A 26724-nucleotide genomic window follows, 5' to 3' on the forward strand; every position below is an offset into this window, starting at 1 on the left:
ATTGACTTTTAAAAACAGATTTTCTATACCGAAAATAAAATGTAAAGAAGATATTTCATCATGTTTTTTAGTTTCAGAGGATAAAGTTATTACCGCTGTGCATTCAATAAAAGAATACTTAGAAGATAATACGAATTTAATAGAGATTATTTTTAAACAAAAGAGCGGTAGTAATGTTAGTAGATTTGCAACTCCTATTTTTCCGGAAAAAGGAAATTTAAATCAGTATGAAATAATTGCACTACAACTTAATGAGCCTATTAAAAAAGTAAATTGTTTAGAATGTATTGTATATACATTTGATAATGTTGAAGACGTTTTTACATATGGCTATCCCGCAGTTCGACAAAATGATGGGACTTTAATTGAAGCTAATATTATCGGGGATTTTGGTAACGGATATTTAGACGTAAAAGTTAAAGATCCAATCAAAGACTATCAAGGCTGTTCTGGAGGACCACTTATATATAAAAATTTTGTTGTAGGAGTAATGTTAGCACAAATTTCTGAGGATGGTATTGCAAGTCGTATTGATGTTGTAAGCTTTGACGAATATGAAGATTACTTTAAAGAAATCGGGTTAGAGTTATTTTCAAAAGCCTCTGACATTTACCAATTTGATGAGTATTTAATGGGTTGTACTAACCCTAAAATTTCTTTGAATTTTTTTAACTATGAAGAAAAAGAGTTTGAAAAGAACTTTTTGAAAATGTTAAGTTCTCAAAGTACCATTTATCTGCAAGGTAAAACTAAAGAGGAAGTAATGGGCTATGCATTATATATTATAAAAAATAAGGCTCGACATTTGATTCCAAGGGTATTAATAGTGGGTGGATTAGAAAGGTGGAATGAGTTAAAAGGTTATTGTGAAGATAAAATTTTGATTCCAAACTTTAATGCCACCGAAATTACAATAGTCCCCAACAATACTAATATTATCTTATATGGTCAAGAAGATTTTGTGGGAAACAAAGAGCCTTTAAAACTGGATAAGCGCACTTTAGATAATATGCGTGATAAATTAAATGGAGAAATTGATGACTTAACCAGGGCTCATCAGATAGTTGGTCAATGTAACGGACTATATTCCATTTTTAAAAGAAAAGTATTTGATGGGAAAAGTGGAAAACCTCAATGGGAAGAGAACAAGGACTTAAACTTAATACCTGCACTATTGGCAGGTTCATGGAAAAACAATACTAAAGATAATATGTTTATAGAAAGTCTAACTAATAAAAATTATAAACAATATTTAGAGTCTATCCAAAATGTTACTAACGGTGAAGATCCATTTATTTTGAACTATAATACTGGCTACGAAGAGATATTTAAATTGGCAAATGTTGAAGAAAGTTGGGAGATTTTATTCTCGAAAATCACTCCAGAGAATTTACAAGTATTTAGGAAGTTGATTTTAGAAGTCTTAAATGAAGTTCCTGCTAAATATGACTTACCAGTAGAAGACCATTATCGATCTAGTTTACTGACTAAAGAAAATTTAGAGTACTCCAGCACCTTGAAGAAAGGAATAATTAGGTCTTTAATATTCATCTCTTTAAATGAAAACGATCGCAAATCAGAAAAACAGCGATTTGTAGATCAGATAATAGAGCAACTGTTTACACAAATTAAAGAATCTAAACATTGGTTTGCATTAGCTGAATATTTACCGTTACTTGCGGAAGCTTCACCATCGAATTTTGTTAATTACATTGAAAAAGAAGTCGGTAATTCTCAATCTGGGATCTGGGGCTTATTTGAGAATACCACAGATGGATTGTGGGGAAGAAATTATTATACACATGTATTATGGGCACTTGAAAAATTACTATGTTTAGAAAGTATGGCTCCTAGAGCTATAAAAATCTTAATTAAACTAGCCGAAAGAAACATAAACTATAAAATATCAAATAGTCCTATGTCTTCATTAACTCAAGCTTTATCAGGTTGGCTACACCAAATAAATGTAAGTATTGAGGAAAAAAGTGAATTAGTTGAATACATCGTTGAAAACAGTTCGATCGGGTGGGAACTCTTAAAGCATATTCTACCAGATAGAAATAACAATACTACGATTTTTAATATGGATTACTTTAAATATAGACCCTATGAATTTAAATACAAACTAGAATATAATGATCAGTTATTTCAAACCTATAACACATACACTTCTATAGCAATAAATAATACTGATAACGACTTTGATAAATGGGGATTAATATTTGATAAATGTTTATTTATAGAATTAGACTTATATGATTTGGTAAAAGAAAGATTAAGTCAATCGCTTTTTAATAATAATTCAGATGAACAAAAATATGTACTTAAAGAAAAAATAAGAGACATTATATATAGACATAGATACTTTAAAGATTCTGAATGGGCTTTAAGTGAAGAAAAAGTTTGGAAAATACAGGAACTATTTAATTTGATTACATTCGAATGTGACACATATAATTGTCTGTCCTTATTCACAAATGAAAAGTTAGTTAGTTTAAATCCAACTCCATATAACAGTAATGAAAGAACAGACTGGAATAAAGAAAGACAAATGCTAAGAAAAGAACGCGTAAAAGTTTTAAAATCAATTTTTGATAATCCAGATGTTTCTATTTGGAGTTTAGTTAAACTTCTAAAAGTGTACGATACGACACAACGTTGTCAGCATGCTGTTGGAGAGATTATAGCTAGTGAGATCGATGAGTATAATTTGAATTTAACTTTTGTAAATGAAGCACTAGAGAATTCAGCCGAAGCACTACTTATATCTTATATTGAAACAGTTTATAGTCGAAGTGGACTTAAAGTAATAGAACAAGTATTGGAATTTTTAAAAGATAATGATGAACTAATTATTTCTGTATTAAAAGTCGTGCGTATAGATGAAAAATTTTTAAAAATATTAAATTCACTATCTAATGATTTAGAGATTGAATATTGGAGAAAGTTTGTTATTCACTGGGATATAGTTGATAATCCAGTAAAAGAAAGAGTATGGTCAAAACTTGTAGAATATAAAAATTTAAATGCTCTTTTAAATTTATTAGATTTATACTTTAAAACAAATTTAGAAAAAAATCTCATAGTACTAGAAGAAATATTATCAAGTCAAGATGTTTTCAATATAAATAGTCAAAACAGCTACTCAATTATTGAGGTATTTAAAAATATTTACAGCGAGTATAATCCGAATATTGAAAAAAAGCTTTATTTGAGAATTTGCCGTTTGGAATGGGCTTACTTTAGTTTATTAATTGATCAATTGCCTCCAAAGTATTTAATGAAGGAACTTAAAACGGATCCCATATTTATGGCATCATTAATTCAAGCTGCCTACAAATCTTCTAATGATGACAATGATATTGATGAGGTGAAAAAAGAGTTAGGAAAACAGGCATGGAATATCTTATTTAAGTTGAAATTTTGTCCATGCGTTGAAGATAATAACGATATATCAGAAGAGAAATTAGAGGCATGGATTAAAATATTTTTAGAAGAAATTGATAAAAATAATCAGGGTAAAATAGGAAGACGTATTCTAGGTGAATGCTTCGCATATTCACCAAAAAATAACGAAGCATTTTACCCACACAGAGCTGTATGCACAATGTTTGAAAAATATTACACAGAAGAAATAGGTAAAGGATTTGTATTAGGAATTTTTAATAGTAGGGGTACTTATTGGGGGACTAGTGGAAGAGAAGAGGAACGTTTAGCAACTAAGTATGAAAATTATGCAAGAAAAATTAGAATTAAATTCCCTAAAGTTTCTTCAGAATTATTAAAGATATCGGAGGATTATAAGAGACAAGCTTTTCAAGAGAGGGAGCGTGCTTCTTATGACTTATAAGGGGGATGTTCTAACATTTAAATTAAAGAATGAAATAGGACATGGTGGTAATGGAACTGTATATAAAATTTCCTGTATTCCTATTAATACTGAAGAGTTAGTAGTGAAAATTTTAAAGCCTGTATATGGTGAGAATCCGTATCCACGAAAAAAGTATAGTCGATTCAAATCAGAGGTTATTGTTGCAAGTAAACTTACAGATATAAGTGATCGTTTTATTCCTATTAAGGATTACTACTTACCTACGAAGCCTAATAGAAGCAACCGACCATGGTTTGTTATGCCCAAGGCTGAATCTCTAAAAAATAATTTATTTAAGAAAACAATACCTTTTATAGAAAAAATACATGTAATGTTAGATATTGTGTTAGCAGTAAAAGATTTACATGATAATGATTTTGTGCATAGAGATATAAAGTTAGATAATATTTTATTTTACAATAACAAAGTGGTATTGTGTGATTTTGGACTCGTTAGACATCCTTCGTTAGAAAGGTTAACAGGGGATACTGAAAGGGTTGGACCATGGAATACAATTGCACCTGAAATGAAAAGAGCAGCTGCAAAATTTTTTATTCCTAAGCAAGCAGATATTTATTCATTAGGTAAACTGTTTTGGATTATACTTACTGAGGATGAACTGTGCTTTGATGGGCAATACTCCCATTCCGATGTAATATCCCTTGATAATTATTATAAAGATATTCCTTTACGAAGATTGCATATCCTATTAGAAGATATGACTAAAAATGAATATACTAAAAGACCAAATATTGATGGAGTTTTATCAGCAATTAATAAATGGCTGCACATGATAAAAGATGATATTTTAATAAAGAAGGAAGAGAAAATTGAACTTTATGAAAAAATTGAGAGAAAGTATATTCAAACAGAAAGAGTATATTCAGATTTTGAGAGTATCTATAATATACTGAATGAATTAATGGAAATGCATCTATTTGCTATTAAGCAAATAAATGATACGATTAAAATATTTGATATAAAGAAATCAAAAGTTCATAAATGTATAGAGGTACGAACAGAGCGTGATATTTATATTTTTAAACCTCAAAAATTATATCTGTTAGTTGAAAAAAATAAATGGTTAATTGATATTACTAATATTGAAGATAGAGAGTTGTCGAAAGCCGGTATTCATAATACACGAGGAGACAAAAAAGAATTTTTAGAACAATTGTTTAGCAAAGCGCTTGATAAAAGTTTGTCTCCTAATCCTAAGATTCTTGCAGAAGAATTAGGTGTAGAAATAATAGATGATATTTAATAAATAGTCATCTTTTTTTAAAACTTCTCCACTTAAAAATTAAGAACATGTAAATTGAATTTAAGGTTTCTTCTACCATGAAATCAAAGTTTGTACTATGTTTTTAATCAATAATTGTTCCACACCACAACCTCTTGTAGTGATACGAGAGGTTTTTTGACTGTTTAGGAATACATCTATGTTTTCCAAAGCGGTTAGTTATTTTCCGTCCATATGTTCTGCACATGTTTAGATGTAAGGCTAGCCCCCTCGTGTTTAAAAGTTGAACGGTCTAGAATGCAAATTTTCACTTTCACTTTCTGACTGACCGCTCGTCCCATAGGAGTCGGCACCTCTGCGCAACAATCAACTTGCATAAGAAATACCAAAAGTAACGGTTCAGTCATTTAAAATTGTAAGAAAATCCTTTATTCTGTATAATTGAGAATGGATTTCAATTAGTTGTATTTCAATTATACAGAAAAGGAGGTCTATACGTGTTAGCTCGTTTTTTTGCTTATTATAGACCGTATAAATGGTTGTTCATACTTGATTTTTCATGTGCCATTCTAGTTGGAATTTTGGAATTGGCCTTTCCGTTAGCTGTAAACCAAGTGATCGATAGACTTCTTCCTGATGGAAACTGGGAAGTTATCTCTTTAGCTTGTCTAGGTTTGTTGCTTGTTTACCTTTTAAATACGTTTCTTCATTTTGTTGTTACGTATTGGGGACACAAGCTGGGGATCAATATTGAAACAGATATGCGTCAGCAGCTATTCACTCATATGCAGAAACTCTCGTTCGGCTATTATGATAACAATAAGACCGGTCATAGTATTTCTCGTCTTACGAAAGACTTGGAAGAGATCGGAGAAGTTGCTCACCACGGGCCAGAAGATGTGTTTGTGGCCGTTATGACATTGATTGGATCGTTCGGACTCATGTTAACGATCAATTGGAAGCTCGCTGTTTTGTCTTTTATCGTTATTCCTTTATTGATTATTCTTGCTATTTATTTTAATAAAAAAATGACGATTACGTTTAGAAAAATGTTTCAGGATGTAGCGGAGATCAATGCAAGAGTAGAAGACAGCATCGGTGGAATACGTGTTGTTCAGGCTTTTGCGAACGAAAAATATGAACAGGAAAAGTTTAAAGAAAACAATAAGAATTATCGTCTCACAAAGCTTCAATCCTATAAGATCATGGCTCAAAACGTTATGTCAAACTATGTATTAATGAGATTAGTGACCCTTTTTACCTTATTGTTTGGAACATACTTTGTTATTTCAGGTGAATTAACGTATGGACAGTTTGTTGCTTTTATTTTGCTATCGAACATATTGATTGGACCGATTCAAAAAATAAACGCTGTTATTGAAAGCTATCCTAAAGGAATTGCCGGTTTTAAGCGGTTCGTTGAAATCATGGACACAGCTCCCGACATAGCAGATTCAGAAGATGCGATAGAGGTTGATTTAAAAGGGGCGATTCGTTATCAGGGTGTGACGTTTGGTTATGAAGGTCACCGATCAGTTCTGAATAACATCGATCTTTCCATTCGCTCTGGTGAGACTGTCGCGTTTGTCGGTCCATCAGGTGCAGGTAAGACAACGCTATGCAGTCTGCTGCCTCGTTTTTATGATGTTCAAAGTGGATCAATCACAATTGACGGTATCAACATACAAGAGATGAAGCTAGAATCATTACGAAAACAGATCGGTATCGTGCAGCAAGATGTTTTCCTATTTTCAGGTACGATCAAAGAAAATATTGCATACGGTGACTTAGACGCGACCGATGCTGAAATTATGGATGCGGCGAAGAGAGCTCGATTGGATGACTTTATTAAAGATCAGCCTGACGGACTTGAGGCAGTGATCGGCGAAAGAGGAGTCAAGCTTTCGGGAGGCCAAAAACAGAGACTAGCCATTGCTCGTATGTTCTTGAAAACCCGCCGATCTTGATTCTGGACGAAGCTACATCTGCATTAGATACGGAAACTGAAGTCGCGATTCAAAAAGCATTAGAAGAATTAACAGAAGGACGAACGACACTCGTTATTGCACATCGACTTGCAACGATAAAAAATGCGGATCGAATAATGGTAGTGACGAATGAAGGAATTGCAGAACAAGGCAATCACCACGATCTGTTAGCATCAAAAGGAATCTATAGCCGTTTACATGCAGCGCAATTTGGATGAGTTGATCACTCCTTTCATACGAGTCCCCCTTTTCACATAGAGAAGGGGGATCTTTTACGTTAAGAAATTATAACTCCTATAAAAGGAATAAAAGAGATGCTTGAGGAAGAATAACGAAAGAAAAAGATATGACCATGTGGTGCACAACACGGTTTATGATGAAATAGCAGGCGGTGAATGAGACATGTATCGAGTAAGTGAGTTTTCAGAAATGACAGGATTGAGCAAAGAAACCCTTAGATATTATGCAGAAGTGAAGTTATTAGAGCCTGTTTATGTCGATCCTAAGAATAAGTATCGATACTACGATAATGGGTCTTACTTAATTGCCATGATCTTAGCTCGTTTGAGAACCTTCAACTTCACCATCCAAGAGATGCTCTCAGTTATTGAAGATGAATCCTTCGAGAATCTAGAGCACATCTTAAACGAAAAAAAGAGAAATATTCAACAAAAGATAGATGAACTACACGGCACGATAGTTGAGATCGAACAATTTTTATTATGGGGAAAGGAAGAGGATGAAAAATGCTAACGTGGAAAGAAGAGAGAACGATACCAGTAAACATTGAAAGAGTTTGGGTGCTTTTTTCTGATGAGAATATTCAAAGGATCATGCCGAACGTTGTAGAGCATACACCGATTGAGAAGAAAGAGGGTGTGGTGGGTTCTACGTACAAGCAGTCCTATAAAGAAGGACGCAGGGTAGAAACATATATCGTAGAAACGTTGGCATACGAAGATACTGTTAATCGTAAGCATCTAGAAATCGGTTTTAGCTTGGCAAAAGCATTTAAGATTCAAACAGCGTTCACTCTTATTAAAACGGATGAAAATACGACCCAATTTATTTATGAAGGGTCAAATAAAGGCATCAACTTTTTAGGAAAAGTGATGTTAAAAATCGCTGGAGACAAAAACAACAATAAAGTCGTTCATGATTTTATGGAGACCGTTGAAAGAGAAAGCCTATCAAATGCGGCAGTGTAAAAACTCTCTGTTTCATCTATGTATAACTTGATGTTTTATTTTCCATCCTAAAAGGTAGATATAATAGAGCCAAACTTTAAGGAGTGGATGACATGGATAAAGAGCAGATGAAAAACAAAGTATTTGAAGTAGTAGACAAAAAACAGACGGGCGTGCTGGCAACAGTGAAGAAGAACAAGCCACATTCTCGATACATGACCTTCTTCCACGACGAGCTTACTTTTTATACACCAACAAGTATAGAGACTCATAAAGCCGACGAAATTCAAGATAACCCGAATGTTCACGTACTTGTCGGCTATGATGGTGAAGGATATAATGATCCTTATCTTGAAATTGAAGGTACAGCTACAATTCGAGATGATCAAGGGTTAAAGGAAAAGTTTTGGAACGATCAAATGAAACACTATTTCGAAGGTCCGAATGATCCTAACTATATCTTGCTTGAAATCAAACCAAGCTTAATCCGGCTTATGAATGACGGTGAACACGAACCACAAACATTAGAATTATAAAAATAAAGGCCTCTCTTTTGAATAAAAGAGGGGCCTTTGTACGTCTAAATTCTTTAAAGGATAGTATTTGTAATAAAAAGGAAAATATAATATCTTAAAAAGTAAGAATATTCTATGAATAAAAGGGGGATTACTTTTGAAAAAATGGGGTGCATTTTTTATTGCAGGAGTTCTACTAACGGGCTGTTCTGAGAAAGAATCTGAAAAGGAATCGAAGTTCACGATTAAAGATGCGATCAAAAAAGATCATGTGGTCATACAGAACTTATCTGACAAAGAACATGAAATCATGACAGGTGCGACAAAAACAGAGTATTTGGTTCCTATGTTTGCTTTTTTGGATGATGTAAAAGCCAATAAGGAGAGCAAACTGCAAATAACGATTTTTCCAAAAAGCGGTAAGCCGACAACAAGCGAGCTGCACTTTTTAAATAAAGATAAGACTGTTTTTAAGAATAAAAACAAAACATATGCAATGCCAACAGGTGACATTGAATGTGTAAGTATTTTAGATTCAAACAGACATATAGCTTTAGATGGATGTAAAGGAGATTTGAATAATGTTTTTGTCATTCCATTTGGATCAAGAGATTTTAATCTTGCTAAGGCAGAATATAAAAGCAAAAAATAGGGGGATATTATGCCGTTCATTTTAAGAGATAGTTTGCTTTCTTTGATTCTATCTATGTTTGGGATCATTCTCCTTGGTTCCATTCCTTTCATGTTTACTAACATGTCCTTCGATACGAATGGTTATTTGAATGGAATTGGTGAATTGTTTAAGGCACTGATGCATCCAGGAGAGATTATGTATTTTACGGAAAGCGGTAAGTACTCACTTTTCCCCAGCATGTGGAATATTTATGGATATTCATTAACACTTTTGTTTTCTGCGTTTTTCATTGCACTTATCGTAGCGATTGTTTTGGCTATCACCATCTTTATGCTGCCATCACGCTTAAAAGATAAGATACGTGTGTTTTCATTTGTATTTGAATCTTTACCCGATGTATTGATTGCAATAGGCATACAGTTTTTTATTGTATGGTTTTTTAAAAAGACGAATATTCTTTTATTTCAGATTGTGTCACTGCATGATCAGAAAACGTATGCCGTCCCTATTTTTTGTTTAACTATCGTTCCATTGTTCATGATTTTACGTATATTGCTTCTTAACATGGAAGATGAATTTCAAAAAGATTATATTGATACAGCGAAAAGTAAAGGCATAGGAGAATTCCGTATTCTTTGGCGGCATGTTCTTCCCAACACGCTACTCAGTGTTTTTCATCAATCACGTAATATACTTTGGTTCATGCTATCAAATCTATTGATGGTTGAATTTTTGTTTAATGTATACGGAATTACAACTCTAGTCAGACAAATGGGAAGTCCTGAAATATTCACGATCTCCATGTTGTTATTGTTTATACCCATGTTTCTGTTTTTTACAGGTCTTAGAATCTTGACGTATAAGTGGGTGGGCAAAAAATGATAAAAGCGATTTGGAAGCAACCATTCTTTTTGATCGGTTTTTTGTTTGTCTTTTCATTGCTTACTTTTAGCATGTACCACTATTATGTTATGGATAACGAAATTTATGAAAATCAAATCATCTACGAAGGTATCACACCGGTTGATAAAGCGCCTTTTGCTCCATCAAGTGAATATTGGTTCGGCAGTGACAGGATGGGAGCAGACTTATTTTATCAAATCATATCTGGTGCAAAACATACATTAGGTATTGCCTTTTTAGCTAGTTTCCTTCGGATGATCCTTTCCTATATTGGAGGCATTTTGTTATTGAGTGCGGGTCGAATTCTACCAGTGGTTAAAGGTTTAGGACAATCCTTTTATTATATCCCTTCAGCTTTGCTCATTGCTCTGATTCTAGGGCCAGTCATTATTTCAGATCAGTTTACATACTGGGACAAGGTATATTTTGAACTCTTTTTAATCGTGCTGATTGCTGTACCGAACACAGCCATTTTAATCAAGGAAGAAATTAACCTCATCCAGCAGGAAGACTTCATTACGAGTGCAAAACTGATGGGTGGGAGCAGATTGCGAATTCTAATTAAGCATGTTATGCCACACCTATGGCCGAAGCTTCTTCTTATGTATGTTCAGCAAGTCATTGCGGTGTTACTTTTGCTAGCGCATCTTGGTATATTAGGAATCTTCTTTGGAGGGACGATTTTTCGGGAATACGGGATGGAGTTTGAAATACCTGTATCAGTTTCGAACGAATGGTCCGGACTATTAGGAGGATATTATTATCAGCTAAGACTTGCACCATGGCTAGTGATTTTTCCAGTACTCAGTTTTGCAACCGTAATTATGGCGTTTAACTTTATGGCTGAAGGTATTAAGCGTGCGAGTGTTCAAACATTTGTGAGGAAAAAGGAAAAAAAGAAAGATTCTAGTAAACTACAACTTACTACAAAGGATGCCTCGTTTACCTTTATAAATAAGAAAAAGATCAGTTAAATAAAAAAGCAAGAGCACAGACTCTTGCTTCTTAATAAACTACTATCTCCACGACGCACCGATGATGATGAGAAGGATAAATAGCACGACAATTAAAGCGAAAGCGCCGCCTCCTCCGCCGTAGCCGCCATATCCGTAACCGCTGCATGGGGTGTAGCAACCATATCCGTAACCTGGATAGCCCCAGTTACGTTGTTGTTTCTGTCTTTTTCCAAACATGCTGTAAGTCCTCCTTCTTTCTTGTGCCTTATGCTTTCATCTTAGTGTATGTCCCAGAAGAAGGAGTGACATGGACAAAATCCTAATGAAATTGAAAAAGTTTCATGGAATGATAGGAGGACATGCTAATGAGTGAAGTGATCATGAAATTTAGCAGTTTAGTAAATTGGCTTCAGGAACTAAAACGTATGCCTGAAGAATATTGGCTCGAGCCTATTCAAGAAGGTAAGTGGTCTACAGGTGAAATCATCGCACATATTAAAGCATGGGATGTATTCGTTTGGGATGAAAGGTTTTCTTATTTTCTGAAGAAATCTAACACACCACCTAAATTGGGGGATGTAGAAAAAATAAATAAAAATGCCTCTTATGAAGCAAAATCGGGTATCACCAAGAATGCTATGATTGATGAAGTAATTGAATGTAGACTCGACTTATCTAGAAAGCTCCTAGAACTGCCGAATGCGATTTGGGAAGAGAAAATTCAGATGGGAGATTCCTGGATTACATTATGTGAATATATCAAGGGAATGGTTGGACACGACGATCATCATAAACAGCAGATTGAGAAATTCCTCTTGTACAAAGGGATAGAGCTCTACAAACAAGAAGTGTAGACAAGTAGGAAATAAAGTCGAATTTCCCCGGAAATTATCTTAGGAAATAATGGAAACCTTACAAAGAGCTTCTATCAAGACAGAAGTTCTTTTTTTCGTTAACATAAAAGAAAAAAGAATGAAAGAGGACTTATGGATACAGTAACTCACACCTTGTTTGGTTTAACATTGTATGGCGCTGCGAATAAAATGAATATGGACAAGTCGCACAAGAGGGCTTTGTTGTTTACTACAGTGGTTGGCAGTCAGATTCCTGATATTGATGTGGTCGTAAATCTTACGGAAACGGGTCGCATCATGCAGCAGATGTGGCATAGAGGATTAACACATTCTTTTTTCCTCGTTCCTGTTTGGGGCATTATCATCTATCTTCTTAGCAGGCTTTTATTTAAGGTGAAAGATCGAAGGCTTTTCTACTGGGCGCTCTTAGCCGTTTTTATTCATAATACGAGTGATCTCTTTAACACGTGGGGAACAGGATATCTCGAGCCTTTCTCAAGCTATCGAGTCACATTTGGTACGATTCCCATTGTTGATTTTGTATATTGGTTCTTGATGCTCGCTGGTTTTATTGTTTCAAGAAAAAAAGAACCATCAGATCGTTTTAAAGTTTTCCGCGTGGTATGGATCTTGATAGTTGCACATGTTGCCGTTCAGTCGCTACAAGGTTATGTCATCTATAACGAAGCAAAAGAAAAGTATGATGAGGTAGCATTAGCGGCAGGCTTTGTTCCTACCCAGTTTCAAGTGATCGGTAAAAAAGATAGCGAAGTAGAGATTGTAAAAGATAGTCTTTTTATTGAGCCTGAGGTAGAGCATGTGTTGGTTTCTAGCGATGAAGCTGATCTAGAGCCGCTTTTTGAAGAGAATCCAAAAGCAAAAACACTTTATGATTGGTCTCCGTTCGTTGTTGTAGTTGAAGAAGAGGAGAAACTAGGGATCTATGATCCGCGGTTTTATCGTAATGGAGAATCCTTTTTGTATGAGTTCATAGAAAAGTAACCCGCTAAATTTAGCGGGTTACTTTTTTGATTACGGTGTAGTAGTTGTTCCAGATGTTCCAGCGCCTGATCCTGTTCCCGTACCTTGACCACCGTCTGCAGGCGGTGGTTCAGTCGGTGGTGGCTCAGTTGGTGGCGGTTCTGTTGTCGGAGGAGGTTCCGTTGGTGGTGGATCTGGTACTGTCGGTGGATCCTCTGGTTCAGGTTTTGTATCAGGATCATCCGGGTTGTCATCTTGTGGTGGAGGAGGATCAGCCTCATCCTCTGGCTTTGTTGAAGGAGGCTCTGTTTGTTTTTCGTCTTCGTTCTTTTTCTCTTCCTCTTTAACCTTATCTGAATCTTTCTTTTTATCATCCTGCACTTCTTTATCTTCTTTTTTGTTTGTCTTCGTCCGTTCGTTCTTAGCAGGTTTCTTTGTTTTAACCGGAGCAGTCATCTCTTTAAGCGATGTCCCTTTTACGATGAGCTCTTTCGTCACATTAGAACCGTTTTCATCTTTCGTTACATAGCCAGTATCTTTATTGACGTATACTTCCTCAACAGATTTTGGCTTAGAAAATCCAGCAGTCTTTTTATCTTTTGACACTTCAGAGACGATAGACTTGAAAATGTATTTCGCGATTCTTTGGTCTTCAGGTGTTAGGTAGCTCTCAGCTGTTGTTTTGTCATAACCTGTCCATACAGCGGCTGTGTAATTTGTTGTATAACCTGCGAACCAAGAATCACTAGAGCCCTTCTCAATATGGTCAAGACCATCTGGCATGTTCGTCGTTCCTGTTTTTCCTGCAACCTCTAACCCGGGGATAGCGGCTAGCGTTCCTGTTCCGCGTTTAACAACATCTTTAAGCATATCTGTAATCATATACGCCGTGTAATCATGCATGGCTGCAACAGGTTTGGATTCATACTTCGTTTCATAGCCATCCGGATATTTTACACTGCGAAGCGTGGTCGGTTTATGATAGACACCTTGATTTCCGAATGCCGTGTAAGCCCCTGCTAGTTCAAGCGGGGATGGCCCTTTACCAAATCCTCCAATGGCATAGGCAGGATGAGCGTTCTTAATAGGAATACCTAACTGTTTGGCAAAGCTTACAGCATCTTCTGAGCCAACTTCCATAAAGGTTTTAATCGCAGGAATGTTGTAGGAATGAACGAGTGCTTCTCTCATGGAAACATCTCCATGAAATTCATCATCCCAGTTTCCAGCTTCCCAACCGTCGATCTCTAACTCTTCATCTTTAATCTGTTTATACGTAGACCATTTAAATTTTTCTATGGCTGGACCATAATCTAAGATTGGTTTGATGGTCGAACCGGGCTGGCGTGTTATATCAGTCGCATAGTTAAAACCTTTCTCAATGTTTTGCTCACCGCTTGTTCGGTTCCCGCCTAATGCTCGAATCACACCAGTCTTTGTATCCAGCAGTGCGACACCGGCCTTGAATTTGTCATTTGGATAGTTCACATATTCTTCAGTAGATAGCACTTTTTCGGTATGAGCTTGAGCTTTTGGATCAAGTGTTGTGTAAATTTTTAATCCGCCTTCATAAATCGCTCTCTCAGAAAGTCCTTTTTCTTTTAATTCCTTAATTACTTGCTGAATAAAAGCATCATACTTTAATCGCTTCGTTTTTTCTTTTGAGAGAGATTTCGTTACGGAAGTACGGAGAGCTTCTTCCTTTTGCTGTTTAGTAATTGCACCATTCTTGTACATGAGCTGCAGTACGGTGTTTCGTCTTTCTTCTGCCACTTTAGGGTGAAGGAAAGGGTCATAACTGCTCGGCCTTTGAGGCAGACCAGCTAAAAGAGCCGCTTCTGCGGGCGATAGATCTTTTAAAGGCTTATTAAAATAAGTTTTTGAAGCAGTGGCAACACCATATGCTCCGCTGCCAAAGTAGATTTTGTTTAAGTACATCTCCAGAATTTGATTCTTTGTGTACTTTTGTTCTAATTGAATTGCAAGATAAGCTTCTTGCACTTTTCGTTCCAGTGTTTTGTCTGACGATAGAACGGAGTTTTTTACAACCTGCTGAGTGATCGTACTTGCCCCTTCAGCACCGAATCCATCTTGTACGTTTGCAACCGCGGCTCCTACTATACGCTTCACATCGATTCCCATGTGCTCTTTAAATCGAACGTCTTCTGTAGAGATAAATGCTTGTTGAACGAGTTCTGGAACGTCATCAATCTTGATATATTCTCGTCGTTCAGAGCCTGTTACATACGTGATGAACTCATCGTTCATATCGTAGATCATCGATGATTGAGGATCTTTCAAGTCGTCAGCTGTAAGTTTCGGAGTTCCATTCACGTATGCATAGATCATGGCCCCTCCAAATGTCACGCTGGATAAGAAAAGAATGAGAGTAATAATAGCTGTTCGCCGAATCCAAAGTGATCGTTTTCTTTTCTGACGAAGTACAGACCTTTTCGCCATAGCACTCTTCCTTTCTCTAAGTTACTACTCCTGATTTACCCAATACTTGTAAATATAAAACAGTTTATAAAGAGACTGGATGGGGGAAAGTTAAACTAGAGGAGTGATTCTATGAAAACACAGACAAAAGAAAGAGCTCAGATTATTTACTCCATGTTGGAAGATATTCATCAAAACAAATGCTTAAGTGAAGAACAGCTCAATAAATTAACAGAAGTTGCTCAACTATTAAAAGAAGATGTTGAGATCGGAGAGAAAACTTCTGGTGTACTAGATGATATGACTGAATTTGGCGAGAAGGCTCTTCAATTGTCATCAGAACAACAATTAAACGATTATTTAAAGCAAGAAGATCAAAAAGTTGAAGAGTATTATGATCATTTTAAGATGTTATTTAATGAAGAAAGATCATAAATGTATGAAAAGCTGATATCTAGAGGGGTTTTTCTCTCGGGATATCAGTTTTTTATTCGGAGAAAAGGAATTCTGATTTTGTCGAACGATTATGTTGGTCATACATTTCTTTTTTTTATAAAATTTAATAAAACGACCAGTCGTTTTAAAAAAAGATTGAGGAGTGATTGTAGTGTTAGTCATTAAACGATTTAGTGAGTTAACCTTTAATGAAGCGATTTCGTTATGGAACGAATCGTGGAAGCATTATTTCTCTGATATGACCATGGATCTTAATCGATTCATACAAAAGATTGCAGGTGAAGGAATTTCATTAGAAAAGTCGGTCGTGGCTGTTTACGATGGCAAGTTGGCAGGGTTTGTACTGAACAGTTTTCGAACGATTAACGGCAAACGATACGTATGGAACGGTGGGACCGCGATCGCTCCAGATTTTAGAGGAATGGGTGTTGGCAAGAAACTCATATCCGTCTGCATAAACATATATGCAGAAGAGAAGGTTGAAATTGCAAGACTTGAAGCGGTAAAAGAAAATGAAGCTGCTATTCAACTATATAAGAGCATGGGTTATGAGACGTTTGAAGAACTGACGTATCTTCAGCATGAAGGAGTCATTACTGCTTGGAACAGAGCAAGTTCAGAAATACAGATCAAAGAAGTATCTCAATTTGATATACAACGATTGTCCTTTTTTAAACCTAGTACCGCATGGCAGACGCAATTTCAGAGTGTAAGAGACTGTACATGTGTGGTAGGAATGAAAGACGAAATTCCACTCGGATATGCTGTTTATAAAAAAGTTTATAATGAAACAGGAAAGCTATCCACAATTCTACTCTATCAATGTGTAACCGACGAACAGAATGAATTCCAAGAGGAGGCGGTGAGAGAATTAGTAAAAACCGTATTCACTCCAGCCGAGGAATCTGTAAAAAGGATAACGATCAACATACCTAAAAAAGAGGATTATCTAAACCAACTGTTGCGCGAAACAGGATTTACAACGTATGTTGAACAAGTTCATATGGAACGGGTAATCGAACAGACTAACGAGTCTCGCCCGGTGAAAACTTTTTCCGAAATAGACTGAAAACTCTGTTATACTTATAGAAGACGTGTCATAAATGGAGGAAGCATCATGCCTAAAGTTTCAGATGAGTATAAAGAAGAGAAACGCAACCACATTCTTGAGAGCGCCTTAAAATGCTTTAGTGAAAAGGGATACCAAGCTACGATTATAGACGACATCGTTAAAGATTCAAACATCAGTAAAGGTGCCATCTATAACTATTTTGCTAGTAAAGAAGAAATCTATCTTCAGCTTTTAAAGAAACGAACAGATGAATTTTTTCAAGATATGGAACAAGAGAACGCTTCTCTTACAAGTGCTAGTAAAAAGCTTGAAAATCTATTCAAACGTTGGAAAAAACAAGAGTTAAAAGAAGATGATCAGCAGACGATGCGTGTATATATTGAATTCTGGCTCTATGGATCAAGACAAGATGATCTACGATCTATTCTTGCAGCTCGATATAATCGTTTTATCGATTATATCGTGAAGATTATTAAAGAAGGTCAGGAATCGGGAGAAATCAAAAAAGAGTTAGATCCGCAAAACATTTCACGAATCTTTTGGGCTCTTCGTGATGGTAATGTGCTTCATTATTCTTTTTTAGGAGAAGAAGAGCAATACCGGATTGCCTGGGATACCATCGAAGAAATGTTTTTAAGTTATGTAATTACGAAATAAAGAGGAGACACCATTATTTTTGGTGTCTTTTTTATTTGTGTTAGTAGAATGTTTGTTAGTGAGGGTATATGAATATTTGTACATGTCGAAATAAGTCGACTCGCGGATATATAAGCAAAACTCGCGGGATTATAATCAAAACTCTCGGATATACATTCGAATTTTAAGGGATTATCATAAAAATTTCTCATATTAACTATGAAAATACCCTGTGCGGTATGCCTTATCGATGGCTATTTTTAACTAAAACAATCCTTGTCCCGCCCTAGACATATTTACTGGCTAGTTTTGTCTAAGAAGTTCCACTTTTGTTGGGAATTATCGACCAAATGGTCCTTTCGAGATGATATAAAAAAGAGTAGACTTAGAAGTAACATATTTGTAATGTAACTTTTCATAAGTAAATTCGACTACATAAATACATAGAGATAGGGGGCCATCCGAAGTGAAGGACACGTTCGACCGATTGTACGATGAATATCATACGGCGTTATTTCAATTTATCTTCTATATGGTACGAAATCGCGAATCGGCAGAAGATCTTGTGCAAGAAGTATATATCCGGGTATTGAACGCTTACGAAAGTTTCGAAGGCAAGAGTTCAGAGAAAACATGGTTGTATTCCATTGCCAGGCACGTGGCCATTGACTGGCTTAGAAAACAATCCAGACGCAACAAACGGTTCCTATTCTTTGATATAAAAGAAAGTGAAAGTGTATTGCGTGATGGAGATCCCCTTCCAGAAGAATTAGTTGCAAAAAAAGAGTCTTACCGAGATTTATATACAATGATGAAACGTTGTTCACTCGATCAGCAGCAAGTGCTTGTACTTCGGTACATTCAATCATTATCGATCTCAGAAACTGCGCAAATACTAAGTTGGACCGAAAGTAAAGTAAAGACCACCCAGCACCGGGCTATAAAAGAATTGCGCAAATGGCTGGATCAGCAACCGGGCCTGGAGGAGGAATTGAAAGATGGAACCAATTAAGTGGAATGATGAAAAAATTGAAGAGCATCTTAAGCATTTGCCCCCAATAAGAGACCGTCGATCTAAGCAGGATCTTTTCTTAAAGGTTCAGGCAAATATTAATTATAAGGATAATAAAGGTAAACGCCTTCCTTCATGGAGTATACCGGCACTCGCTACTGCTTGCGCGCTTGTTATATTTGGTGTCTTCGCTCCAGATCTTGTGAAGAACGGGATACAGATGGAGAACTCCAAAGTTGCTGAGCAATCGGATAAGAGGGAAGAAAAACCGTTAGATGACTCAGCGGATAAAGATCAAAACTCTGCTGGGATCATGAAAGCTGAGCCATCTGCTGCGTATCATACGCCTTATCTTGAAAAGAACTTGAAAGCGATGAACAAAGATTGGGTGACTGTAGGTTATTTAGATGATCAAGCACAGCTTGTCATACCTGTTAGTTTCTTAACTGACCAAGACTTTTACGTTAATAAAGTGAATAAAGAACTTAAAGCATTCAATCCTAACGATGTTGGATTAGCGGATAGTCCGCTAGAGAAAGCGAAAATTACCGAGGAAGAAGAGACGGTGATTGTTGATCTGCCAGCTGGATCTATTGATGGAGCCGAAGAACCTCTGCTTCAGGCTTTGATCACGATGACTTTTGCTAACGAGAATCAGAAGGCGAAAGTCGAACTGCGTATGGATGGTGACAAAGGCTACGAATTTCAGCGTTATGGAACAGTATCTGAGTGGGATCTTAAAGTTCCTGGTGCTCCTCATTTTCGTTATGACGCTCCATCAACAGATGCATTTATCGTAAGTCTTTATGCAACGGGGATAGACACGAGATCGATGCCAAAGGAGTTTGAAGATGCTCTTGAGATGATGGATGATGACCAAGAGCGTGGCCTTAAACCGCTGTTGCCTAAAAACACAGTACTAGGTGTAAAAGTACTAAACAAGGATGACGTAGAGATTACCTTTCCTGATTCTATAAAATTATCAGCTGATGATACAGAAGATCTGATGATGATCGACGCTATTCTATTAACAGCTGAAAGCTACGGGTTTGAGTCTGTAAAGTTTAACAATACGAAAATTGATTCAATCGGTCCTTATAAGCTTAGTGAAGAGATTGAAGGAGTGACTGGAGCAAACTTCTATCAATAGTAAGAATAATGAATGTCGAAAAAGGCTGCAATTTGCAGTCTTTTTTCTATGGAACGAGAGTAACTTTCGTTGTGTAATAATCGACTAATAGAGTGAAAGAGTTCATTAAAGAGAGGATGTTAAACATGAAACGTTTACTCGTCGCAGTAGTTTCATTAGGACTCGCAGCTCTATTGATCTTAGGCGGTGTATCCGCAGCAAAAGCATCTCCATCTTATGATCAAGAAGTGACAGAAACGGCTAAACTCTATATTGGAACTCCATTTAAATGGGGCGGCACAACACCAAAAGGATTTGATTCATCAGGGTTTACCACATATATATTCAAAACAACAGTAGTGAACAAAAGTTTGCCGAGAACGTCCGCTGATCAATATAAAGGCGGAACACCCGTTGCAAAAGGAAAAGAGAAATTAGGAGACCTCGTATTTTTCAAAACAAACGGCAAGAGTGTTTCCTTTGTAGGTATCTATATGGGGAATAAAGAGTTTATCGCAGCTACTTCAAAAGGTGTACGAATACAGTCATTAGACGCTAAATATTGGAGTAATTCATATGTTGGCGCGAAAAGGTATTTGCCTTAAAGCAAAAGAAATAAGAACTGTCCTCCGGCAACTGAGGGCAGTTTTTTGTTGGAAAACTTCTATTTTTGTTGATTTGGTAAAATATTAAAAATATTACTTGTTTTCCCTTAACCATCATACTACAATAGCCAAGTATTGTAATTATGTGGAAGCCTTTGTTGTGCAAAAGGCCTCAAGGGGTGGAGGAAGAGAAATGTTGAAGCTGACCTGGTTTTCTTTGAAAAATCGTTCTGCGATCGTCATCATGTGTTTGCTGATTTCTGCATTAGGGGTGTATGCTGGACAGCGTTTACCGATGGAGTTTTTACCGAGTATTGATAATCCCATGGTTACCGTGACAACGTTAGCCGATGGTATGGATTCTGAAACAATGACTGACACCATTACTGAACCAATGGAGCAAGATCTACGAAACATTAAAGGGGTAGACTCCGTTACATCTGTTTCGGGACAGGGTATTTCAAAGATTGATCTGACGTTTGATATGGACTCAGATATGAAGGAAGCAGCTGCTGAAGTCGAGCGAAAAACAAACAACTTCCCGCTTCCTGAAGGAATAAATAAGCCATACGTTATTCAATTGAATACATCTATGATTCCTATAATGGACCTTACTTTAAATAAAGACGGTGCGTTTACTACTGAAGATTATAAAAAGATTGATGAAGAAGTCATTCCACAACTTGAGAGTGTGGAAGGAGTCTCTGATGTAGCGCTATATGGAAAAGCTACTAGAGAAATAACAATGCAACTTAACAATAACAAGCTACTTGAGAAAAAAGTAGCTGCACCTCAAATTATGGCTGCGCTTCAAGGAAAAGACGTATCCCTTCCTGCGGGGGATGTAACGCTTGAAGAAAAGACGAATACGCTTCGAGTCATAGGTGAAATGAAAGACTTGAACGAATGGAGAAACATCATGGTTGCTCCAGGTGTTTTATTAAAAGATGTGGCAGACCTAAAGGATGAACAAAAATTAGAATCTTTCACCCATGTAGATGGAAAAGATGCTATGTATATGTCTGTTACAAAAGAGGCGAGTGCGAACGCTGTACAGATCGGCGATGATGTTCGAGAAAAAATGAAAGAAATCAATAAACAGTATGGTGACACGTTTCAGCTAAACGTGTTCTATGCAACATCAGATTCTGTGTATGACTCTGTAATGAGTATGGCAAAAGAAGTAGCTCTCGGAGCATTGTTTGCGTCCGTTGTCATCCTGCTTTTCCTGCGCCATTTCAAATCAACGATAATCGCGGTAATTAGTATTCCTCTTTCAATATGCCTAACGCTCTTTTTGCTTCATCAATCAGGCATTACCTTGAATGTGCTTACTCTGGGTGGATTGGCGGTTGCAGTAGGGAGATTGGTAGATGACAGTATCGTAGTCATTGAAAACATCTTTCGCCGCCTACAAACGGGCGAACGTTCAAAAGAACTAATTGTAGATTCAGTTCGGGAAGTTGCCAAGGCGATAACCTCTTCAACTATTACAACGATTGCTGTCTTTTTACCAGTCGGTTTAGTTGAAGGTGCGCTTGGAGTATTCTTCTTACCATTCGCTTTAACGATGGTGTATTCCTTGCTCGCATCGTTACTTGTAGCTTTAACAGTTGTTCCGTTAATGAGTTACAAAATGCTCAGAAACGTTAAAGAACATACACCAAAACCACCAAAGCGCTATTTAAACATCTTAAGCTGGTCGTTAAATCATAAGTGGATCGTAAGCGGAATTTGTGTACTTTTATTTGCTGGTTCTATTGCTTTGTATGTCGTCATGCCCGCAGGATCCATGGCATCTGCTGATGAAAGTATGGTAAATATAAGTATTGAGTACCCTGAAGACACATCATTAGAAACAGTAAAAGCAGGAACATATAAACTAGAAGAACATATTAATAGTGCCGATGACGTGGCGGCAAGCTACTCACAGGTTGGAGTTTCCAGTGAGATGGCCCAATGGGGAGCTGCCCAAGGAAACAACGTTGCGACACTTGTTGCTAAGATGGAAAAAGGAACAGATACAGAGGAGTTTGTAGAAGAAATAAAAGGGCTAGAAAAGGAATATGCACCAGCTACCATCTCGGCCGGCATGGCAAGTATGATGGGTGGAAGCTCAGATGCGATTACTTTAAATATTACTGCGGAAAAACAAGCAGATCTAGCACCAATGGCAGAAAAACTTACAACAGAACTGCAGGATGTAAAGGGACTGGAAAACGTCCAATCCAACAATGAAGATTTGAAGAATGAGTGGGTTTTACAGGTTGATCAAAGCAAGGCACAGGCTGCTGGACTAACGCCAGCTGAGGTGGCACAGCAAGTAAGAGGATTGACTGGCAAGAGTCCAGTTGGTCAGATTACGCTAGACGATATTAAGCTGCCTGTGATGATGAGCTATGATTTAAGTAATATAAAAGACCGCGTTGATCTATTAGAGACGACGATACTTTCACCAATAAAAGGGGCGGTTGCTTTAAAAGATGTAGCCGGCTTAGAATTAAAGCCAGCCAAGTCACAGATCTTCCGCAAAGATGGGAAAGAATATCTACAGGTAAAAGGAATAATCACAGATAAAAACGTAAAAAAAGTAAATGCTGATGTGGCTGCAATTTTAAAAGATATTGAAAAACCTGTGGGTGTTTCAATCGCTCTAGGTGGCGTAGGTGAAGAAATGAATGAGCAGTTTATGGATCTATTCTTAACAATGGGTGCTGCCATCCTAATCGTTTATCTAATCATGGTAATCACATTCGGTCAGGCACGCGCGCCGTTTGCTATCCTGTTCTCGCTGCCATTCGCTGCTGTAGGGGCTGTATTAGCTTTAGTCATCACACGAATCCCAGTAGACATATCCTCATTGATTGGTGCACTCATGCTGATTGGAATCGTAGTAACCAATGCGATAGTGTTTATCGATCGAGTCCAACAGCAGCGTGAAAAGGGATTAGATGTCAGAGAATCAATACTCGAAGCCGGTGCTACTCGTCTTCGCCCTATTTTAATGACAGCTGTTGCAACAATCTGTGCGATGCTTCCATTAATGTTTGGTGGGGAAAGCGGCAGCCTTGTTTCTAAGAGTTTAGCGATTGTTGTAATAGGCGGACTCTCGGTATCGACTTTACTTACATTAGTCGTTGTGCCGGTTATTTACGAGATGCTTGCAAATATCGGAAATTTGTTTAAGCGCAGAAAGAAAAAACAGGCTGAGCAAGCTGCCTAAAGAAATACTGCCTAAGTGCTGGTAAAGCACTTAGGCAGTATTTGGTTTATTGAAGTTTTAACCACTTTTGAAGCGATTAAAAGTGTGAACATCTGGGTCATACTGTTAACGATAAAAATGAGGTGGTACAGATGACCATTATTAAACTTGGTTTTGTAGCGATGAGCATGGAACTGAAAAATGCTTCTCCGTCCAAAACAATGACCTATAAACAATTCAGCCAGCTGCAGAATAGAGAAGCGGGATTGAGGAAGCTTGAGCGTATATCGCATGCCAATATAACCAATACGCTAAGAGTATTAAAGCATGCGGCGGCTAACGATGTACGTTTTTATCGAATGACCTCAAGGATCATTCCGCTAGCCAATCACAGTGAGCTCTTAGACTGGGATTATATCAGTCCAATAAGTGATGCGCTCCACGAAATGGGGCAATATGCGAAACTGCATAAGATGAGACTAGACTTTCATCCTGACCATTTTGTATTGATCAATTCACCGAAAAAAGAGATACTTAAAAACTCTCTTAAGACGCTGCAGCTGCACTACAAATTATTAAAAAACATGGGAATCAATACAGAACATCGATGTGTGATGCATGTAGGTGGAAACTATAAAGAAACCGATGTAGCACTGGAGCGATTCGTGCAGAATTGGGGAAGCGTTCCGTTATCCATCCAAAAGATGATCATGCTTGAGAACGATGATACATCTTTTACAATGGCGGATGCTCTGTACCTTTGTGAAAAGTTGCAGATTCCCCTTGTATTCGATTATCACCATCACCTTTCATACCATCATGACGAGAACTGGATACAGCACTGGCCACGAGTAGTAGAGTCGTGGAAAAAATCACCGTTGCCATTAAAGATGCATATCTCAAGTCCTAAGAGCGAGAAACAATTTAGGAATCATGCAGACTATGTGGATGTTAATATGTTTTTTGATTTTTTAAAAGAAGTAAAAGGTACTGTGGATGAAATCGATTGTATGATTGAATCCAAGAAAAAAGATTTAGCACTTTTTCAGCTTATGAGGGAAATAAAAGAGAGGAACGACGTTGAGATTATAGACGGAGCTTCTTTTCGTCTTAAGTAAACCTTTGCTACGGCAGAGGTTTTTTTATTTTCCGGGAAATTTGTCGAAAAATTCGTAAACTTAATCGTTGACGAATGAAAAGATGTATAACTATAATAAAAATACTTAGTAAACATAAATGTATAAAAAGTATAAAATAATAGTATTTAGGAGGAACAAACAATGAAAAAAGTAATCATGATAACAGGAGCTTCAAAAGGTTTAGGTAAAGCGCTTTCGCTATATTTTGCCCGGGAAGGTTATAACTTGGCGATATGCGCAAGAAACGGAGTTGCACTTCAAAGTGTAAAGAAAGAAGCGATCCAGCTTGGAGCAGACGTTCTAGCGATAGAAGCAGATATGTCAAAGTCAAAAGATGTAGAGCGATTTGTAGCTCTGACAGAAGAGCACTTTGGAGTAATAGATGTTTTAATTAACAATGCATCCATCATCGGTCCTAGCCCAATTCCTTATTTGCTTGATTATCCAGAACAGGATTTTGAAGAAGTTCTTCGCGTAAATACGATTGGACCATTTTTAGTAACAAGAAGAGTGTTACCGATCATGCTTCAAAAACAACATGGAAGCATCATTAATATTACATCAGAAGCGGGTGCAACCGGTTATGCAGGTTGGGGAGCATATGGCATCTCAAAATTTGCACTTGAAGGGTTGACCGAAACGTGGGCAGACGAAGTAAGTGAATCTGGAGTACGTGTGAACATGGTTGATCCAGGTGAGATGGATACAGAAATGCATGCACGTGCTGTACCAGACTGTGATTATGAGCTTGCAAAGCCTGAAGATCTGACGGCTGTTTTTGGATATTTGGCATCAGAAGCATCTTCCCTCATTACTGGCAAGCGATTTGAAGCACAGACGTTTCAGCTTGAGGGGAGTGAGTTCTAATGGAAACAGCGATGAAGTTTGAGGTTCCAGATGAACTAAACGCAAAAGAACCACCAGAACGAAGAGGATTACGCAGAGATTATGTAAAGATGATGGTGCTCGACAAAAACACAGGAAAGACAAATCATACACAATTCTATCAACTAGATAGGTACTTGAAAAAAGGTGACTTGCTTGTACTTAACGCGAGCCGAACAGTTCCAGCCGTTTTAAAGAGTCGAATAGAAGCAGATGGTACTGAGGCAGAGATCCGACTGGCTCACAGAAAGAATGAATCGACATGGGAAGCACTGCCTGTTAGCGGAACTGTTAAGGAGGGTGATGTCATCCGTTTTTCGCCGACATTAACGGCTACTATTATCGAACAGTCAGAAGATACACCTTTTGTATCATTAGCATTTAATCTATGCTGCTCTTCGCTGTATAACCAAATCTATGATCTAGGAGAGCCTGTCAGGTACGAATACATTCAGAAGCCTTGGAATCTGGATTACTATCAAACGGTTTTCGCAACTATTCCAGGTTCTGTAGAGATGCCCTCTGCTGGAAGAGCGTTCAGTTGGGAGCTTCTGTTCCGGCTTCAGAAAAAAGGCGTTAGGATCGCTTATATTACGCTTCATACGGGTCTGAGTTATTTGCTGGATGATAAGTGGCACAAAGGACCGGATAAGAACTTTGAAAATTATCATTTATCTAAAGAAACCGCTGATCTCATTTCTGAAACGAAAAACAATGGAGGTCGCGTGATCGCAGTTGGTACAACAGTTGTAAGGACGCTAGAGACAGTGGCACAGCATAACGGAAGAGTCCAGGCAGCTAGTGGATGGACGAATCTATACATTACTGAAAATACGAAACTTGCCGTATGCGATGGGTTGATTACAGGGATGCACGAACCGGAGGCGAGTCACCTGCAACTGCTTTCTGCATTCGTAGACCGATCCAAGTTATATAAAGCTTACAATGATGCGATTCAAAAGCGCTACCTCTGGCACGAGTTTGGCGATATGAATCTAATTCTGTAAATGGATGAAT

General features: G+C 37.2%; 22 protein-coding genes and 1 pseudogene. 21 read left to right on the forward strand and 2 right to left on the reverse strand.

Annotation, left to right across the window (positions count from 1 at the left end; translation table 11 throughout):
* Nucleotide 1 precedes the first annotated feature (1 nt).
* The 9 genes and pseudogenes from ACNJYY_RS01030 (at nt 2) to ACNJYY_RS01070 (ending at nt 11315) form a co-directional block, all read left to right on the forward strand.
* Nucleotides 2-3850, forward strand: a complete 3849-nt coding sequence (locus tag ACNJYY_RS01030) for a hypothetical protein (protein ID WP_416730201.1) — start codon at nt 2-4, stop codon at nt 3848-3850.
* Nucleotides 3840-5135, forward strand: coding sequence for a protein kinase domain-containing protein (locus ACNJYY_RS01035; protein WP_416730202.1), 1296 nt, complete (start codon nt 3840-3842; stop codon nt 5133-5135). The genes ACNJYY_RS01030 and ACNJYY_RS01035 overlap by 11 nt, the downstream gene beginning before the upstream one ends.
* Nucleotides 5136-5611: 476 nt before the next feature.
* Nucleotides 5612-7320, forward strand: a pseudogene (locus ACNJYY_RS01040) (ABC transporter ATP-binding protein).
* A gap of 184 nt (nt 7321-7504) precedes the next feature.
* Nucleotides 7505-7855: a MerR family transcriptional regulator gene (locus ACNJYY_RS01045; protein WP_416730203.1), complete on the forward strand. Its 351-nt coding sequence runs from the start codon at nt 7505-7507 to the stop codon at nt 7853-7855.
* The gene (locus tag ACNJYY_RS01050) at nt 7849-8310 is read left to right on the forward strand and encodes an SRPBCC family protein (RefSeq protein ID WP_416730204.1); all 462 of its coding nucleotides are present in this window, start codon (nt 7849-7851) and stop codon (nt 8308-8310) included. The genes ACNJYY_RS01045 and ACNJYY_RS01050 overlap by 7 nt, the downstream gene beginning before the upstream one ends.
* Before the next feature lie 92 nt (nt 8311-8402).
* Nucleotides 8403-8825, forward strand: coding sequence for a pyridoxamine 5'-phosphate oxidase family protein (locus ACNJYY_RS01055; protein WP_153236608.1), 423 nt, complete (start codon nt 8403-8405; stop codon nt 8823-8825).
* Nucleotides 8826-8961: 136 nt separating this feature from the next.
* Nucleotides 8962-9456 (forward strand): hypothetical protein, encoded by a 495-nt coding sequence (locus tag ACNJYY_RS01060; RefSeq protein ID WP_416730205.1) that lies wholly within the window; start codon nt 8962-8964, stop codon nt 9454-9456.
* A gap of 9 nt (nt 9457-9465) precedes the next feature.
* Nucleotides 9466-10320: an ABC transporter permease subunit gene (locus ACNJYY_RS01065; RefSeq protein ID WP_416730206.1), complete on the forward strand. Its 855-nt coding sequence runs from the start codon at nt 9466-9468 to the stop codon at nt 10318-10320.
* Nucleotides 10317-11315, forward strand: coding sequence for an ABC transporter permease (locus tag ACNJYY_RS01070; protein ID WP_416730207.1), 999 nt, complete (start codon nt 10317-10319; stop codon nt 11313-11315). The genes ACNJYY_RS01065 and ACNJYY_RS01070 overlap by 4 nt, the downstream gene beginning before the upstream one ends.
* A gap of 42 nt (nt 11316-11357) precedes the next feature.
* Here the strand turns inward: ACNJYY_RS01070 and ACNJYY_RS01075 are convergent, their stop codons facing one another.
* A complete protein-coding gene (locus ACNJYY_RS01075; RefSeq protein ID WP_144704659.1) occupies nt 11358-11534 on the reverse strand; it encodes a YjcZ family sporulation protein in 177 nt (58 codons plus the stop codon).
* 128 nt (nt 11535-11662) lie between these two features.
* Here ACNJYY_RS01075 and ACNJYY_RS01080 point away from each other — a divergent pair, with 128 nt between their 5' ends.
* Both ACNJYY_RS01080 and ACNJYY_RS01085 read left to right on the forward strand, forming a co-directional pair.
* A complete protein-coding gene (locus ACNJYY_RS01080; protein WP_416730208.1) occupies nt 11663-12151 on the forward strand; it encodes a DinB family protein in 489 nt (162 codons plus the stop codon).
* Nucleotides 12152-12283: 132 nt separating this feature from the next.
* The gene (locus ACNJYY_RS01085) at nt 12284-13153 is read left to right on the forward strand and encodes a metal-dependent hydrolase (RefSeq protein WP_416730209.1); all 870 of its coding nucleotides are present in this window, start codon (nt 12284-12286) and stop codon (nt 13151-13153) included.
* 30 nt (nt 13154-13183) lie between these two features.
* Here the strand turns inward: ACNJYY_RS01085 and ACNJYY_RS01090 are convergent, their stop codons facing one another.
* A complete protein-coding gene (locus tag ACNJYY_RS01090) occupies nt 13184-15592 on the reverse strand; it encodes a transglycosylase domain-containing protein (RefSeq protein WP_416730210.1) in 2409 nt (802 codons plus the stop codon).
* Between the two features lie 111 nt (nt 15593-15703).
* On the opposite strand from ACNJYY_RS01090, the gene ACNJYY_RS01095 reads away from it, so the two are divergent.
* The 10 genes from ACNJYY_RS01095 to ACNJYY_RS01140 all read left to right on the forward strand — a co-directional run bounded on the left by ACNJYY_RS01095 (nt 15704) and on the right by ACNJYY_RS01140 (nt 26714).
* The gene (locus tag ACNJYY_RS01095; protein ID WP_416730211.1) at nt 15704-16006 is read left to right on the forward strand and encodes a hypothetical protein; all 303 of its coding nucleotides are present in this window, start codon (nt 15704-15706) and stop codon (nt 16004-16006) included.
* Nucleotides 16007-16178: 172 nt separating this feature from the next.
* The gene (locus ACNJYY_RS01100; RefSeq protein ID WP_416730212.1) at nt 16179-17096 is read left to right on the forward strand and encodes a GNAT family N-acetyltransferase; all 918 of its coding nucleotides are present in this window, start codon (nt 16179-16181) and stop codon (nt 17094-17096) included.
* A 48-nt stretch (nt 17097-17144) separates the two neighbouring features.
* The gene (locus ACNJYY_RS01105; protein WP_416730213.1) at nt 17145-17756 is read left to right on the forward strand and encodes a TetR/AcrR family transcriptional regulator; all 612 of its coding nucleotides are present in this window, start codon (nt 17145-17147) and stop codon (nt 17754-17756) included.
* Nucleotides 17757-18201: 445 nt separating this feature from the next.
* The gene (locus ACNJYY_RS01110) at nt 18202-18747 is read left to right on the forward strand and encodes an RNA polymerase sigma factor SigX (protein ID WP_416730214.1); all 546 of its coding nucleotides are present in this window, start codon (nt 18202-18204) and stop codon (nt 18745-18747) included.
* Nucleotides 18734-19897, forward strand: a complete 1164-nt coding sequence (locus tag ACNJYY_RS01115; protein ID WP_416730215.1) for a hypothetical protein — start codon at nt 18734-18736, stop codon at nt 19895-19897. The genes ACNJYY_RS01110 and ACNJYY_RS01115 overlap by 14 nt, the downstream gene beginning before the upstream one ends.
* A 125-nt stretch (nt 19898-20022) precedes the next feature.
* Nucleotides 20023-20481, forward strand: coding sequence for a C40 family peptidase (locus tag ACNJYY_RS01120; protein WP_416730216.1), 459 nt, complete (start codon nt 20023-20025; stop codon nt 20479-20481).
* Nucleotides 20482-20674: 193 nt separating this feature from the next.
* Nucleotides 20675-23704: an efflux RND transporter permease subunit gene (locus ACNJYY_RS01125; RefSeq protein WP_416730217.1), complete on the forward strand. Its 3030-nt coding sequence runs from the start codon at nt 20675-20677 to the stop codon at nt 23702-23704.
* A gap of 131 nt (nt 23705-23835) precedes the next feature.
* The gene (gene uvsE / locus ACNJYY_RS01130; protein WP_416730218.1) at nt 23836-24801 is read left to right on the forward strand and encodes a UV DNA damage repair endonuclease UvsE; all 966 of its coding nucleotides are present in this window, start codon (nt 23836-23838) and stop codon (nt 24799-24801) included.
* 162 nt (nt 24802-24963) lie between these two features.
* Nucleotides 24964-25689 carry an SDR family NAD(P)-dependent oxidoreductase gene (locus tag ACNJYY_RS01135; protein WP_416730219.1) on the forward strand — a complete coding sequence of 242 codons (726 nt, stop codon included), beginning with the start codon at nt 24964-24966 and terminating at the stop codon, nt 25687-25689.
* Entirely contained in the window at nt 25689-26714 is a 1026-nt protein-coding gene (locus tag ACNJYY_RS01140; RefSeq protein ID WP_416730220.1) for an S-adenosylmethionine:tRNA ribosyltransferase-isomerase, read from the forward strand. Before ACNJYY_RS01135 ends, ACNJYY_RS01140 begins: the two co-directional genes overlap by 1 nt.
* Nucleotides 26715-26724: the final 10 nt, after the last annotated feature.

The sequence above is a fragment of the Fictibacillus tiangongensis genome (assembly GCF_048083785.1).
In the GTDB taxonomy this organism is placed as follows: Bacteria; Bacillota; Bacilli; order Bacillales; family Fictibacillaceae; genus Fictibacillus.